This window comes from Micromonospora sp. WMMD729, from assembly GCF_049315225.1.
Classification (GTDB): Bacteria; Actinomycetota; Actinomycetes; order Mycobacteriales; family Micromonosporaceae; genus Micromonospora.
Map to the genome: position 1 here is coordinate 565,686 of NZ_CP186059.1, position 14,769 is coordinate 580,454.

14 protein-coding genes are annotated in these 14,769 nt (G+C 70.4%); 12 read left to right on the forward strand and 2 right to left on the reverse strand.

The window, feature by feature from the left end; translation table 11 throughout:
• Nucleotides 1-119 precede the first annotated feature (119 nt).
• The 11 genes from ACN263_RS02650 (at nt 120) to ACN263_RS02700 (ending at nt 12,111) form a co-directional block, all read left to right on the forward strand.
• A complete protein-coding gene (locus ACN263_RS02650) occupies nt 120-842 on the forward strand; it encodes a glycosyltransferase family 2 protein (RefSeq protein WP_422738240.1) in 723 nt (240 codons plus the stop codon).
• The gene (locus ACN263_RS02655) at nt 839-1,249 is read left to right on the forward strand and encodes a hypothetical protein (RefSeq protein WP_422738241.1); all 411 of its coding nucleotides are present in this window, start codon (nt 839-841) and stop codon (nt 1,247-1,249) included. Before ACN263_RS02650 ends, ACN263_RS02655 begins: the two co-directional genes overlap by 4 nt.
• Before the next feature lie 6 nt (nt 1,250-1,255).
• Complete coding sequence (locus ACN263_RS02660) at nt 1,256-2,620, forward strand: hypothetical protein (protein WP_422738242.1); 1,365 nt, start codon at nt 1,256-1,258, stop codon at nt 2,618-2,620.
• A 61-nt stretch (nt 2,621-2,681) separates the two neighbouring features.
• Nucleotides 2,682-3,023 carry a hypothetical protein gene (locus ACN263_RS02665; protein ID WP_099857000.1) on the forward strand — a complete coding sequence of 114 codons (342 nt, stop codon included), beginning with the start codon at nt 2,682-2,684 and terminating at the stop codon, nt 3,021-3,023.
• A gap of 278 nt (nt 3,024-3,301) precedes the next feature.
• Nucleotides 3,302-4,369: a BMP family lipoprotein gene (locus ACN263_RS02670; protein WP_422740572.1), complete on the forward strand. Its 1,068-nt coding sequence runs from the start codon at nt 3,302-3,304 to the stop codon at nt 4,367-4,369.
• 248 nt (nt 4,370-4,617) lie between these two features.
• Nucleotides 4,618-6,180 (forward strand): ABC transporter ATP-binding protein, encoded by a 1,563-nt coding sequence (locus ACN263_RS02675; RefSeq protein WP_422740574.1) that lies wholly within the window; start codon nt 4,618-4,620, stop codon nt 6,178-6,180.
• Nucleotides 6,177-7,529 carry an ABC transporter permease gene (locus ACN263_RS02680; RefSeq protein WP_422738243.1) on the forward strand — a complete coding sequence of 451 codons (1,353 nt, stop codon included), beginning with the start codon at nt 6,177-6,179 and terminating at the stop codon, nt 7,527-7,529. Before ACN263_RS02675 ends, ACN263_RS02680 begins: the two co-directional genes overlap by 4 nt.
• Nucleotides 7,530-7,532: 3 nt before the next feature.
• Nucleotides 7,533-8,810 carry an ABC transporter permease gene (locus ACN263_RS02685; RefSeq protein ID WP_422738244.1) on the forward strand — a complete coding sequence of 426 codons (1,278 nt, stop codon included), beginning with the start codon at nt 7,533-7,535 and terminating at the stop codon, nt 8,808-8,810.
• 399 nt (nt 8,811-9,209) lie between these two features.
• The gene (locus ACN263_RS02690; protein WP_422738245.1) at nt 9,210-9,920 is read left to right on the forward strand and encodes a cytidine deaminase; all 711 of its coding nucleotides are present in this window, start codon (nt 9,210-9,212) and stop codon (nt 9,918-9,920) included.
• Between the two features lie 135 nt (nt 9,921-10,055).
• Nucleotides 10,056-11,339, forward strand: coding sequence for a thymidine phosphorylase (locus tag ACN263_RS02695; protein ID WP_422738246.1), 1,284 nt, complete (start codon nt 10,056-10,058; stop codon nt 11,337-11,339).
• A 91-nt stretch (nt 11,340-11,430) separates the two neighbouring features.
• The gene (locus ACN263_RS02700; protein ID WP_422738247.1) at nt 11,431-12,111 is read left to right on the forward strand and encodes a DUF4272 domain-containing protein; all 681 of its coding nucleotides are present in this window, start codon (nt 11,431-11,433) and stop codon (nt 12,109-12,111) included.
• Between the two features lie 2 nt (nt 12,112-12,113).
• Here the strand turns inward: ACN263_RS02700 and ACN263_RS02705 are convergent, their stop codons facing one another.
• Complete coding sequence (locus tag ACN263_RS02705) at nt 12,114-13,172, reverse strand: putative RNA methyltransferase (protein WP_422738248.1); 1,059 nt, start codon at nt 13,170-13,172, stop codon at nt 12,114-12,116.
• A gap of 93 nt (nt 13,173-13,265) precedes the next feature.
• Between ACN263_RS02705 and ACN263_RS02710 the strand changes: the two genes are divergently transcribed.
• Nucleotides 13,266-14,339: an adenosine deaminase gene (locus tag ACN263_RS02710; RefSeq protein WP_422738249.1), complete on the forward strand. Its 1,074-nt coding sequence runs from the start codon at nt 13,266-13,268 to the stop codon at nt 14,337-14,339.
• A gap of 6 nt (nt 14,340-14,345) precedes the next feature.
• On the opposite strand, the gene ACN263_RS02715 is transcribed toward ACN263_RS02710, so the two are convergent.
• Nucleotides 14,346-14,663 (reverse strand): hypothetical protein, encoded by a 318-nt coding sequence (locus tag ACN263_RS02715; protein ID WP_422738250.1) that lies wholly within the window; start codon nt 14,661-14,663, stop codon nt 14,346-14,348.
• Nucleotides 14,664-14,769: the final 106 nt, after the last annotated feature.

Consider the following 14,769-nt stretch of genomic DNA (forward strand, 5'->3'; position numbering starts at 1 on the left):
GGCACCGCCCCAACGTTGCTCAGCGACAGCGGGCCAGCGAACGAGTGGCGCGCCTGCTTCACTAACCGCTGGTGGCCGCCCTTCATTCGCCGTCCGGTGCCGTTCCCGGGGAGACTCTCGTGCAATTGTCGATCTTGATGCCGGTTTACAACGAAGCGGAGCGCGTCGCGGAGGCCCTGAAGCAGGCCCTCGCGGTGCAGTACCCGTGCGAGATCGAGATCGTGGTGGTCAACGACGGCAGTACGGACGACACCGCCGAGATCCTCGGTCGGACCGACAACGCGCGACTGCGGATCGTGACGCATCCGCGCAACGCGGGCAAGGGTGCGGCGATCAAGACGGCGGTGGACAGCGCCCGGGGCGACTACATGGTGATCCTGGACGCCGACCTGGAGTACGACCCACAGGACATTCCGAAACTGTTGGCGCCGGTGTTGGACGGGCACGCGACCGTCGTCTATGGAAACCGCACCTTCGGCAGCCACAGCGCCTACAGTTTCTGGTACGTGGTCGGAAACCGTGGAGTGACGACGGCCGCGAACGTCCTGTTCAACTCCTACATCGGCGATCTGGAGACCTGCTTCAAACTGATGCCGGTGGAGCTGTACCGGTCGCTGGACATCCGGTCCCGCGGGTTCGGCATGGAGGCCGAGGTGACGGGCAAACTGCTGCGGCGTCGGATCCGCCCCTACGACGTGCCGATCACCTACCGGGCACGGGGCCGCGCCGAGGGCAAGAAGATCACCTGGCGGGACGGGGTGGAAGCGTTGTGGATCCTGGGCCGGGAACGGGCCCGCCGCCGTCCCGGCGGTGTCCCCGCCAAGACGCTCGCTGACCGATGACGGCCCCGAAACACCGGGACCACACCACCATCGCACGCGTCGTCGTGGCGCTCGTCGGGGTGGGCTGCCTGCTGCTGACCGCCCAGGGCGCCGTGCAGGCCACCGGCCGCGGCGTGGCCCTGATGCGGGACCGGGAATACGACGTAGGCGCCCACCAGCACCACGTGAACTACGAGACGCTCTGGCGTCAGTTCGTCGAACAGGTGCCGTCCGGCAGCCGGATCTCCCTCGTTCCGGCGCGGGCCAACAAGGACCTGTGGCATCAGCGACTGAGCGAGTTCGCCGCGTTGCACGGATGTGTGGTCGTCCAGGGGTCGCGGCGGGACTACTCGGTGGGCGTCGCCACTGTGGAGCCGAAACGGCCGTCCGGCGCCACCGTGCGGTTGGTCGTACGGAAGGTCGACTGACGACACATGGGTCTCACCCCGATTCTCGCCGTTCTCGCCCTCCTCACCGCCGGGTTCCCGCTGGCCTTCGCGATACTGCGCACCCCCTTCCTCGCGTTGCTCCTCGCACCCCTGGTGGCGGCGCTGTCGAGCACCGTCGCGGTGGTGCTGATGCTGGTCGTGGGCGGTCCACTCCCGCTCTGGATCGCCCTGGTGCTGGCCGCCGGCGCGGCGGGCGCCTGGTGGCTGTTGCGCCGCCCGGGCGAGCCGGTGCCGTACGGAGGGTGGCCGCACGTACTGCTGATCGCGCTGCCGCTGCTTCCGCCGTGCCTCCTGGTCTTCGAGCCGGCCTTCCAGTGGGACGCGCACTCCATCTGGTGGCTGCACGCCGGTTACTTCGCCAACGGCAGCGAGTACGCGCGTGCGGCGATCGGCAGCCCCGCCTTCGTCTTCTCGCACACCGACTACCCGCCACTCGCCTCCGCGCCCGCCGCGGCCGTGTGGAGCGTCGTCGAGCCGGACTTCCGTACCGCACAGCTCGTTGGCGCGACGGTCACCGTCTCCGCCATCGCGATGCTGGCCTACCTGGTCCGGCGCACGCTGGATCGGGTGTCCGCGCGAGTGGCCTGGCCGCTCGCCATCGCAGTGGGCCTGGCGTCCTGGTCGACCGCCTCGTACGGGGTGACCGGCGGGCTCGCCGACGCGCTCTGGTCCGCCGCCTTCGCCGGCGCGGTGGTGGCCCTGCTGCTCGGTGCCGATCCGCTGCGCCGACCCCTGTTGCCGCTGTTGCTGCTGAGCGTTGCGGCGCTCACCAAGAACGAGGGGCTGGTGGCCGCGGCGGGCGTCGCGCTGCTGGTCACCCTGCGGGCCCGCGCCGACCTGCGGCGCGCCGCGCTGGTCTGGCTGCCGGTGCTGGCCGGAGGTGCCTGGGCGGTGCTGGCCCGCCTTCTGGACGCCCAGTCGGACATCACCAACGGCGCCTCCCAGGACGCGGACATGGTGGAGCGGTTCCAGCTCACCATCGCGGCCCTGTGGGACGTGGTCGGTCCGGTGCTGGCGGGCGCTGCGGTGGTGGCACTACTCGGCACCCTGTTCCTGCGGGAGCGACGCCGTGCCGCCGGGCTGGCAGCGGACGGCTGGTTGTGGGCGGCCAACGGCTACTACCTGGCCGTCCTGGTCGGGACCTACCTGTCCGGTCCGAACGACATCGAGTGGTGGCTGATCACCTCGGTGGAACGGGTGACGCTGCCGGTGCTGCTCCTGTCGGCGGTGAGCCTCGCCGGATGGGTCGCCGCCGCGTTCGGCGACGGTCACCCGGCGGGGTCGCGACCGGCGATCGACGAGCCGCGCGAGCCGGCGCTATCGGGCGCAACCCCGAAGGCGCCCGGCTGATCGGTGCCCGTCGGCGGTTCCCACTACTACGAACCGTCGTTCATAGGGAAGGATGGCGGCTGTGGAAGCTCTCAGACTCATCCTTCTCTACGTCCATCTGATCGGGTTCGCCCTGCTGCTCGGCGGCTCGATCGCCCAATACATCAGCGGCCGGCTGCGAATCAACCCGGCCATGCTGTGGGGTGCGGTGATCCAGCTCCTGACCGGGCTCGGCCTGTCCGCTCCGCTGCGCGACGGCGACGAGCCGGCACCGGCAAAACTTGTGACGAAGTTGGTTATCGCCCTGCTGATCTTCGTCATGGTCTTCTTCTCCCGTAAGCGGGACGCGGTCAACCGCGGCCACTTCCTCGCGATCGTCGGCCTGACCCTGGTCAACGCGGCGGTGGCGGTCTTTTGGCGGTAACGTCCGAGGGGGGAACCACACCCCGCAAACCGGACTTCGACGACACCTTGGTGCTCGGATAACAGCACGAAGAGTGATGTGCCCCACGCAAGGGTTACACCCGGGTAACAGGCGTTCAACAGTCGTGCACGATTGTCGGCCGGTGGGTGGGCGCGGGCGTACGCTCCCGTCCGTAACGTGGGACAGCCGGCGGCACACCCGCAGGTCGGCTGATGGGCTGCCACCGCACTAGGCGCGGTGTGCAATGGGAAGGAGACGTCTTGCGCTCGGTGCGTGGGATGCGGATCGCTTCGATCCTCGCGGTGGGTGGGCTCGCGCTCAGCGCCGCCGCGTGTGGCGAGGCCCCCGATGATGACAAGAACGCCGGCAGTGGCGCCAAGAAGTACAGCGCCTGCATGGTGACCGACGTCGGCGGCATCGACGACAAGTCGTTCAACACCTCGGCCTGGAAGGGTCTCCAGGAGGCCAAGGCCGCCAACGACAACATCGACATCAAGTACGTCGCGTCGAAGGCCGAGGCCGACTACGAGCCCAACCTGACGCAGTTCGTCAACCAGAAGTGCGACTTCATCCTGGCCGTCGGCGGCCTGATGCAGAACGCCACCTCGAAGATCGCCAAGGCGAACCCGAACCAGGTGTTCGGCATCGTCGACGCCAACCCGGGTGACGCCAACGTCTACCCGATGCAGTTCGACACCGCCCAGGCCGCCTTCCAGGCCGGCTACCTCGCCGCCGGGATGAGCAAGTCCGGCAAGGTGGGCACCTACGGTGGTCTGCCGATCCCGCCGGTGACGATCTTCATGGACGGCTTCGTCGACGGCGTGGCGTACTACAACAAGACCAAGAACAAGAACGTCCAGGCGCTCGGCTGGAACAAGGAGACCCAGAAGGGCTCCTTCACCAACGACTTCGCCAAGCAGGACGAGGGCAAGAAGGTCTCCGACGCGCTGGTCGCCCAGGGTGCGGACATCATCATGCCGGTCGCCGGTGGCTCGGGCCTCGGCACCACCGCGGCGGCCAAGGCGTCGGGCGGCAAGTACAACACCATCTGGGTGGACGTCGACGGCTGCGAGAGCACCCCGGACTGCGCCGCGATCATCACCACCGTGGTGAAGAACATCCCGGAGGCCGTCAAGGAGGCCGTCGTCAAGGCGGCCGGTGGTGAGAAGCTCCAGGCCAACCCGGGCTTCGTCGGCACCCTGGCCAACACCGGTGTCTCGATCGCCCCGTACCACGACTTCGACGGCAAGGTTCCGGCCGAGCTGAAGTCCGAGGTCGACAAGATCAAGGCGGACATCGCCGCCGGCACCATCACCGTCACCTCGAAGGCTCAGCCGACCAAGTGACGTCCGGCGGACCTCTCCGGTGAGATCATCGGAAGGTCTGCGGGGCACAGGTACGACCGATCGGCCGCTTCGGCCCTGCGGGTGACCGTGGGGTCGGAGCGGCCGATCGCGCACCGCGTCGGCCAGGCCGCTCCGGTCCGCTCGACGGCAGCTAGGCTGCACCATCGCTCGCACTCCAGGAGGTTGCGCTGAGACTCGAACTGCGCGGCATCACCAAGCGGTTCGGTGATCTGGTCGCCAACGACCACATCGATCTGACGGTGGAGCCTGGAGAGATCCACGCCCTGCTCGGCGAGAACGGCGCGGGCAAGTCGACCCTGATGAACGTGCTCTACGGGCTCTACCAGCCCGACGAGGGCGAGATCCTGGTCGACGGCACGCCGCTGAAGCTGAAGGGGCCGTCCGACGCGATCGCGGCCGGGATCGGCATGGTGCACCAACACTTCATGCTGGTGCCGGTGTTCACCGTCGCCGAGAACATCATGCTCGGCGCGGAACAGGTCCGGGGCGGCATCGCCGGTTTCCTGGACCGGCGGCGGGCCCGACGCGAGGTCACCGAGGTGTCCGAGCGCTACAACCTGCGGGTCGACCCGGACGCGGTGATCGAGGACCTGCCGGTCGGCATCCAGCAGCGGGTGGAGATCGTCAAGGCGCTCACCCGCGACGTCGACCTGCTCATCCTGGACGAGCCGACCGCGGTGCTCACCCCGCAGGAGACCGAGGAGCTGTTGACGGTCATGCGGTCGCTGAAGGCGGCCGGCAAGTCGATCGTCTTCATCACCCACAAGCTGGGTGAGGTCAAGGCCATCGCCGACCGGATCACGGTGATCCGGCGCGGTAAGACGGTCGGCACGGCCACACCGGAGACCAGCCGGGACGAGCTGGCCGCGCTGATGGTCGGCCGCAGCGTGCGACTCACCGTCGAGAAGTCGCCGGCCACGCCGGGCGAGCCGGTGCTGGAGGTGGCCGGGTTGGTCGTCGACGACGACCGGCAGGTCCGGGCGGTCGACGGGGTGGACCTGACCGTACGCGCGGGTGAGGTGCTCGGCGTGGCGGGCGTGCAGGGCAACGGCCAGACCGAGCTGATCGAGGCGATCATGGGCCTGCGCCCGGTGCTCGCCGGCACGGTCAGCCTGGCCGGTGACCGGATCGACGGCTGGGCGACCAAGAAGGTGCTCCGCGCCGGAGTCGGCTACGTGCCCGAGGACCGCAGCGTGGACGGCCTGGTCAAGGAGTTCAGCGTCGCCGAGAACCTGGTGCTGGACATCTACGACCGGCCGCCGTTCGGTGCCGGGCTCGCGCTCAAGCCCGACGCCATCGCGTCCTCGGCCAAGGAGCGGATCGAGCAGTTCGACGTGCGCACCTCATCGGCGGAGGCGGCGGTCGGCACCCTCTCCGGCGGCAACCAGCAGAAGGTGATCGTGGCGCGGGAGCTGTCCCGGCCGCTGAAGCTCTTCATCGCCGCCCAGCCCACCCGTGGCGTGGACGTCGGGTCGATCGAGTTCATCCACAGCCAGATCATCCACGAGCGGGACATCGGCACCGCCGTCATGGTGGTCTCCAGCGAGCTTGACGAGGTGGTCGGGCTGGCCGACCGGATCGCGGTCATGTACCGCGGGCGGATCATCGGCATCGTCGACCCGGACACCCCGCGCGAGGAGATCGGTCTGCTGATGGCCGGCGTCAGCCCGGGCGCCGCCGCCGAGACCGGCCCGGCGACCGCCGCTGGCGAGACCCGCCCGGTCGACGGCACGGTGACCGACGGGGGCCCGGCGAGCGCCGACGGTTCCGCGAGCGAGGACGAGGCATGACCACCAACCCCAACCCGCAGTCGGGCTCCCCGGACAAGGAACCGGCGAGCGAGGCGCAGGCGGCGCAGAACGCCCTCGGCAACACCGAACGGGCCGACACGACCACCACGGAGAAGACGCCGGAGCCGAAGCCGTCCCTGGGCCGGCTCTTCCTGGACAATCTCTGGGCGGCCAACACCTTCACGGTGACCCTGCTGTCGCTGGTGCTGGCGATCGTCGTCGGCGCGGTGCTGATGATCGTCTCCGACCCGGACGTCCTGCACACCTACTCATACATCACCGCCCGCCCGTCGGACGCGTTCAGGTCGAGTTGGACACTCGTGAGCGAGGCGTACGCGAACCTGTTCAAGGGTTCGATCTTCGACCCGGAGGCGTTCTCCGGGTGGCTGGACGGCAGCAACGGCTGGCAGGCCGTGCTCGCGCCGATCTCCGAGACGCTGACGTACGCCGCGCCGCTGGTCTTCACCGGCCTGGCGGTGGCGCTGGCCTTCCGGGGCGGCCTGTTCAACATCGGCGCGCAGGGCCAGGCCACCGTGGGCGTGATCCTCGCCGCGCTGGCCGGCTTCCTGCTGCCGCTGCCGCCCGGTCTGCACCTGCTGGTGGCGGTGCTCGCCGGCGCGCTGGGCGGGGCGATCTGGGGCTTCATCCCGGGCATCCTGAAGGCGCGGACCGGCGCCCACGAGGTGATCATCACGATCATGCTCAACTACGTCGCCACGTACTTCCTGACCTGGCTGATCGTGCAGAACGGCGTGCAGGACCCGACCCGGACCGACGCGATCAGCAAGGCGGTCGACACCTCCGCGCAGCTGCCGCGCCTGCTCGGCGACAACCTGCGGGTGCACGCCGGCATCCTGCTGGCCGTGCTCGCCACCTGGGCGGTGGCGTGGCTGCTCAACCGCTCCACGCTCGGCTTCGAGCTGCGGGCCGTGGGCCACAACCCGGACGCCGCCCGTACCGCCGGCATCAGCGTCACCCGGACGTTCGTCCTGATCATGGTGATCGCCGGGGTGCTGGCCGGCCTGGGCGGCTCGAACATGGTGCTCGGCTCGACCGCCAGCGCGTTGACCCCGCTGGTGGTCGCGCAGATCGGCTTCGACGGAATTCTGGTGGCGCTGCTCGGCCGCCTGAAGCCGTGGGGCGTGCTGCTGGCCGCGCTGCTGTTCGGTGCGCTCCAGGCGGGAGGTAACCGGATGCAGTCGTACTCCGGTATCTCTCTGGAGTTGGTCACGGTGCTCCAGGCGCTGATCGTCATCTTCATCGCCGCGCCGGCTCTGGTGAAGGCGATCTTCCAGCTCCGGGCCGCACGGGCCGCCCGGTTGCAGACGAGCCTGGCGAAGGGCTGGTAACGCATGTCCACCATGGCTGTCCCCGACGTCGCCGTCGGAGTCGATGAGGGATTCTGGACCCGTAGCCGCAAGGTCGGCCTCACGCTGACGGTGCTCGGCCTGCTGGCGGCGGTGCTGTTCGGGGCCCTGGCGACCGACCAACAGGCCCGGTTCACGCTCAGCGACGACGCGGCCGGGGCCGCGTTGGAGATCAACGGCACGATCGGCGCGATCCTGTTCGGGGTCATCACGCTCGCCGCCGGGGTGGCGCTGCTGGCCGGTGTGCCGAAGCGGTGGTTCCTGCCGGTGCTCGGCGTCGGGCTGGTCGGCTTCGTGCTCTCCTTCCTGTGCTGGCAGGTCTCCGCCGCGCCGACCGGGCAGAACTTCATGCCGCTGGTCAACATCATCCGGGGCACGTTCATCCTGGCCCTGCCGCTGATCTTCGGCGCGCTCGCCGGGGTGCTCTGCGAGCGGTCCGGCGTGGTCAACGTGGCCATCGAGGGTCAGCTGCTGATGGGCGCGTTCAGCGGCGCGCTCTTCGGCAGTATCTTCGGCAGCGTCTGGGTGGGCCTGGTCGCCGCCGCCATCGGTGGCGCGTTCATCTCGCTGCTGCTGGCCGTCTTCTCGATCCGCTACCTGGTCGACCAGACGGTCATGGGCATCGTGCTGAACCTGCTCGCGGTCGGTGTCACCGGCTTCCTCTACGAGCGGCTGATGCAGACCGACGCGGAGAAGTACAACAGCGCCCCGCGCTTCAGCAACTGGGAGATCCCGCTGCTCAAGGACATTCCGGTGCTCGGGCCGGCGCTGTTCCGGGGCAACATCTTCCTCTACCTCGGCCTGCTGCTGGTGCTGGTGATCCACATCGGGCTGTTCCGGACCCGGTGGGGCCTGCGGACCCGATCGGTGGGCGAGCACCCGATCGCCGCCGACACGCTCGGCGTCAAGGTGCTGCGGGTGCGGTACCGCAACGTGCTGCTGGCCGGGGTGGTCGCGGGTATCGGTGGCGCCTCCTACACGCTGGCGCTCTACTCGTTCACCAAGAACATGATCGGCGGTAAGGGCTTCATCGCGCTGGCCGCGCTGATCTTCGGCAGGTGGAACCCGACGGGGGCGCTGCTCGCCGCGCTCTTCTTCGGCTTCGCGGACCAGCTCGCCACCTACCTGAGCGCGATCAACAGCTCGATCCCCAGCCAGTTCCTGGCCATGCTGCCGTACCTGGCGACCATTCTGGCGGTGGCCGGTCTGGTCGGCCGGGTCCGGGCGCCGGCGGCGGACGGCAAGCCGTACATCAAGGGCTGACAGCAGCAGGCGTGCCCGGCAGGACTCTCCTGCCGGGCCGGAGGCCGATCGTCGAAGATCGGTAATGCCCCAGATCACGCCGATCTTGCACTTTCTGTTGGTTATATGAGTGGAATGCGCCTTATGGTGGGACAGAAACTGCAAGATCGCGGAGCGGGGGCAGTGTGGGCGCGGCGATCATCGGATTGTGGTGCCCGGATTGGCGACTTGTGGGCGTTTTGCTGCCCACCACGACTCCATGATCGGCGAGGTGGGGCCGGTTGACGAGCAGCCGCTCCGCCCAACGCAGTGGCAACGCGGCAGTGTGATCACCGTGCACCCCTCCTGGCCGTGGCTAGCCGAGGTCGGGGACCCCGCCCTGCCCGCGCCTGACCTGGGCCGCTTGGGCAGAATGGCGGCATGACCGACATTGACTGGGCGCGGCTGCGCGCTGCCGCCACCGAGGCGATGCGGCACGCGTACGCGCCGTACTCGACCTTTCCCGTCGGCGCCGCCGCGCTTGTCGACGACGGTCGCGTGGTCGTCGGCTGCAACGTGGAGAACGCCGCGTACGGGGTGACGCTCTGCGCCGAGTGCGGGGTGGTGTCCAGCCTGCACGCCACCGGTGGCGGTCGACTCGTCGCGCTCTCCTGCGTCGACGCCACCGGTGAGCCGCTGATGCCGTGCGGCCGGTGCCGGCAACTGCTGTGGGAGCACGGCGGTCCGGAGTGCCTGATCGAGTCGAAGACCCGCCCGCTTCGGATGGCCGAGCTGCTGCCGCACGCCTTCGGCGTGGAGGATCTGGAGGCGGTCACCGGTGAGACGCCGGTACCGGTCGTCCCGGAGCGGCTGGCCGCCTGGCGGGGCCGCGGCACCGTCTTCGTGCACCCGGACCTGTCCGCCGGACAGCAGGTCTGGACGGCGTACTGGGAGCGCTCGGCCGGGGACGACGCGGGCGCCGAGACCGGTGTGCTGGAGGAGGCACCCAGCTGGGACGACCCAGCCGAGGCGATCACCTGGGGAATGGCCCGGACGCCCCGGGTCGTCGTGGTGGACGAGACCGGCACGATCTTCTGGGCGGGCGAGGGGGAGCCGCCTCTGGAGATCCCGGTTCGGTGGTCTGCTGCTTGAGGTTGGGGGATTGGGCCGACCGTGCCCGGCTCCGGGCGGTCAGGCTTGATCCCTCCGCCGGGCACGGTCGGCCCAATCCCGACCTGGTCGCCGGCCGTGGGTCGGTACCCCCAGAGAACTAGGAAGATCTTTCTGATGAGTAGTGGTTTTGCGGCTGTTGATGTTATTCGTGTTAAGCGGGACGGGGGGGTGCTGTCGGACGCGCAGATCGACTGGGTGATGGACGCGTACACCCGGGGGGTCGTCGCCGACGAGCAGATGTCTGCGCTGGCCATGGCCATCCTGCTCAATGGCATGACCGGCCCGGAGATTGCCCGGTGGACCGCCGCGATGATCGCCAGCGGTGAGCGACTCGACCTCTCGGCGGTACGGCGTCCCACCGTCGACAAGCACTCGACCGGTGGCGTCGGTGACAAGATCACGCTGCCGCTCACTCCGTTGGTCGCCGCCTGCGGCGCCGCCGTTCCGCAGCTCAGCGGGCGCGGTCTCGGGCACACCGGCGGCACGCTGGACAAGCTGGAGTCCATCCCGGGCTGGCGGGCGGCGCTGACCAACGACGAGTTCATCAGCCAGCTCGGCGAGGTCGGCGCGGTGATCTGCGCGGCCGGTGCGGGACTCGCCCCCGCCGACCGCAAGCTGTACGCGCTGCGCGACGTGACCGGCACCGTCGAGGCGATCCCGTTGATCGCCAGCTCGATCATGAGCAAGAAGATCGCCGAAGGCACCGGGGCGTTGGTCCTCGACGTCAAGGTCGGCTCGGGCGCCTTCATGAAGTCCGTCGACCAGGCCCGCGAGCTGGCCCGCACCATGGTGGAGCTGGGTGGCGCGCACGGCGTACGCACGGTCGCCCTGCTCACCGACATGTCGACCCCGCTCGGCCTGGCCATCGGCAACGCCGTCGAGGTGACCGAGTCGGTCGAGGTGCTGGCCGGGGGTGGGCCCGCCGACGTGGTGGAGCTGACCCTCGCGCTGGCCCGGGAGATGCTCGACGCCGCCGGCCTGCCGGACGCCGACCCGGAGGCCGCCCTGCGCGACGGCCGGGCGATGGATTCGTGGCGGGCGATGATCCGGGCGCAGGGCGGCGACCCGGACGCGCCGATGCCGACCGCCGGCGAGGTCGAGGTGGTCCGGGCCGATCGGGACGGATACGTGGCGGCCGTCGACGCGTACGACATGGGGGTTGCGGCCTGGCGGCTCGGCGCGGGCCGGGCCCGCAAGGAGGACCCGGTCAGCGTGCCGGCCGGGGTGGTGTTGCACAAGCGGCCGGGTGACGCGGTGCGGGCGGGCGACCCGCTTTTCGAGCTCCGCGCCGAGGACCCGGCGCGAATTCCGGCGGCTCTGGCGGAGGCAACTCGCGCGGTGCAGATTGCACCGACCGCGCCGGCCGGCACGCCCCTGGTCATCGAGCGGATCGGCTGACCGAACAGGGGTCGGGGTGGCGTGGTGCCGGTCCCCTGGGAGCGCTATTGTCGCAGGCCAAAGGCGTCGCGTGCAGACAGGAAGTTGCCCCGTGACCGTACCTGCCCCCGACCCCCGCGAGGTGCGTGAGGCGAGCCTGGACGAGTTGTCCCGGCTCGACCTGCCGCTGCCGCCCGCCCAGTTCCCGCTCGTGTGGGAGCCGGGCGACGAGATCGAGCTGCGCCCCCGGGCCGAGATCGAGGCGCGCATCGCCGTGCTGCACCTCATCCTGGCCCGCTGCTTCGGGATGCCTCCGCAGGCGGCGATGAGCTGGCTGCTCGGCTCGCACCTGGTCGAGATGGTCACTCCGCCGGAGTGGCAGTTCGTGATGGGCGGCAAGGGCGACCACCGCTCGTTCGTGCTGCACCACGACGCGCTCTTCGCGCTCACCTGGGTGCTGGGGTTGAGCAAGCAGCTCGACCCGACCCTGTCGGTGGACGAGCGGCTGGTCGAGCGGCTGCCGCACATCGCCGAGGGGGAGACCTTCGGCAACTGGCAGTCCCGCATCCTCGCCGCGCCGCAGCACCCCGCCGACGCGGCCGCCCTGCTCGACCTGCACTACTGCCTGGACTGGGCGTACCTGGAGTCCGAGCGGATGGGCCGCCCGCTGCCGGGCCTGGTCGACGCCAACGCGATCGGGCAGCGGCGCTGGGCCCTGGAGTGGGCGGTGATCCTGCGCGGGCCGTACCACGACGAGCCGCCCGGCTGGGAAGAGGTCGACCTCTCCACCTGAGGTCAGCGGGGTCGGTAGGCGTCCAGCCGGACCGCCACCGACACCCGGACGGGCTCGGGCAGGGCGGCCAGCCGTTCGGCGAGCACGGCCGGTTCGGTGTGCCAGGCGCTCGGACCCATCCCGACCAGCGTGGCGACCTCCGGTCGGGTCAGGGCCAGCTCCGCGCGGTGCACCGTCGAGCCGATCGGCGCGAAGTGACCGCCCAGCGTGGCGGTCACCCGGTCGGCCTTGTCCGGGTCGACCCGCAGCAGGCGCAGGGCGTCCACCAGTTCGGTGAGGTGCTCGGCGGCCGGCGTCACCACCAGCAGCGTGCCGTCGCGGTCGAGCACCCGGTGGAACTCCGGGCCGTTGCGCGGCGCGAAGACGTTCAGCAGCACGGCCGCCGCGCCGTCGGCCAGCGGCAACCGCTGCCAGGTGTCGGCCAGCGCCGCGGCCGCCCGGGGGTGCGCCCGCGCCGCGCGCCGCAGCGCCGGCTTGGAGACGTCCAGGGCCAGACCCACGGCGTCCGGCAGCGCCGCCAGCACCGCGCCGAGGTAGCGGCCCGTGCCCGCGCCGACGTCCACCACCAGGGGGTACGCGTCAGAGTCCGCGATCGGCGCTCCGACCCGTACCCCCGATGTTGCGTCCTTTGCTCTGCTTACCTCCACGCGGCACTGCGGTGCGGAAAGTGTTGCGTCGGTGTAAGCAGAGCAAAGGGCGGCAGCAGGGGGTGCGGGGGGCGTCGCGCCCGGTCGCGGGGCTGTCTCCGGCGGGGCGGCGGGAGGGGGTGCGGCGGGCGTCGCGCGAAGTCGCGCGACCGCTTCCGTGCTGGCGGCGGCGAGCGCGGCCGAGATGATGTCGTAGTGGCCGGCGGCCTGGAATTCCGCGCGTGCGGCGACCATCTCGGCGCTGTCTCCGGCGTGCGGTGACCGACCGGTGAGCAGGTTCACGTAGCCCTGACGCGCGACGTCGAAGGTGTGCCGGCGCGGACAGCGCAGCGCGCGGGCAGTGCCGGCGGTCGTCTCGGCCAGCGGCTCGCCGCAGACCGGGCAGCTCAGCCGGTCGAGGATGCGCTGGTCCACGTCAGGCCGCCAACGTGTCTGATGCGCGCATACCGGGCAGCCTAACGAGCCGCCCCGCTCCGGCCGCCCAGGGCCGCTGACTAGGGTCTGAGCATGGTCGCAACTATCCGGTACGAGGACATCGTCAAGGTCCCGAAGGCGCTGCTGCACGATCATCTCGACGGTGGGCTCCGCCCGGCGACGATCGTCGAGCTCGCGGCGGAGGTGGGACACGAGCTGCCCACCACCGACCCGGAGGCGCTCGGCCGTTGGTTCGTGGAGGCGGCCGACTCGGGGTCGCTGGAGCGCTACCTGGAGACGTTCGCGCACACCGTGGCGGTCATGCAGACCGGGCCGGCGCTGCGTCGGGTGGCCCGCGAGTGCGCGCTGGACCTGGCCGCCGACGGCGTCGTCTACGCCGAGGTCCGCTTCGCTCCCGAGCAGCACCTGGAGCGGGACCTGACCCTGGACGAGGTGGTCGAGGCCGTGCTGGCCGGGTTCGCCGAGGGGACCGCCCAGGCTGTCGAGGCCGGTCTGACCATTCGGGTGGGCACGTTGCTCACCGCCATGCGGCACGCGGCCCGCTCGCAGGAGATCGCCGAGCTGGCCGTGCGGCACCGGGACGCCGGCGTGGTCGGGTTCGACATCGCCGGCGCCGAGGCGGGCTTCCCGCCCACCCGCCACCTGGACGCCTTCGAATACCTCCAGCGGGAGAACTTCCACTTCACCATCCACGCCGGTGAGGCGTTCGGGCTGCCGTCCATCTGGCAGGCGATCCAGTGGTGCGGCGCGGACCGGCTCGGTCACGGCGTACGGATCGTGGACGACATCGGGCCGGAGGGCACGCTCGGCCGGCTGGCCGCGTACGTCCGGGACAAGCGGATCCCGCTGGAGCTGTGCCCGTCGTCGAACGTGCAGACCGGTGCGGTGGCCTCGATCGCCGAGCACCCGATCGGCCTGCTGCGGGACCTGCGGTTCCGGGCCACCGTCAACACCGACAACCGGCTGATGAGCGGCACGTCCATGTCCCGGGAGATGTCGCTGCTGGTGGAGACCTTCGGCTACGGCTGGCGTGAGTTGCAGTGGTTCACCATCAACGCGATGAAGAGCGCCTTCATCCCGTTCGACGAGCGGCTGCGGATCATCGACGAGGTGATCAAGCCGGCGTACGCCAAGCTGCTGGCCTGAACCGCGTCAGCCGTGCGGGTGGTCCGGTCGGTGGTGGGTGTGGTGGCCGGCGAGCAGGCCGGCCACCCGGCGCAGCACCTCCCGGGCCCGGGCCGCCTCGGCGCCCAACCCGGTCTGCCGGCGTAGCACCTCAGGCTCGGCCCGCAGCAGGGCCACGCCGCGCCGGACCAGCACCCGGGGCGCCTTGCGCTGCTCGGACAGGTCCCGGGCCAACCGGCGCAGGAACGTCGCCCCGCGCGGTCGACGCAGCGCGTACGCCCCGGCGAGCAGTCCGCGCCGGCGGCACTCCTCGACGATCTCGGCGGCGAAAATCCCTTCGGCCACGAAAAGTGGCGATCCGTCGACATCAAATGGCCGGGTGGCTACCCGTCGATCCGCGCCGATCGCATAAACCGGCACATCGGCTCGACCCTCGCGGGCCAGTTGCGCA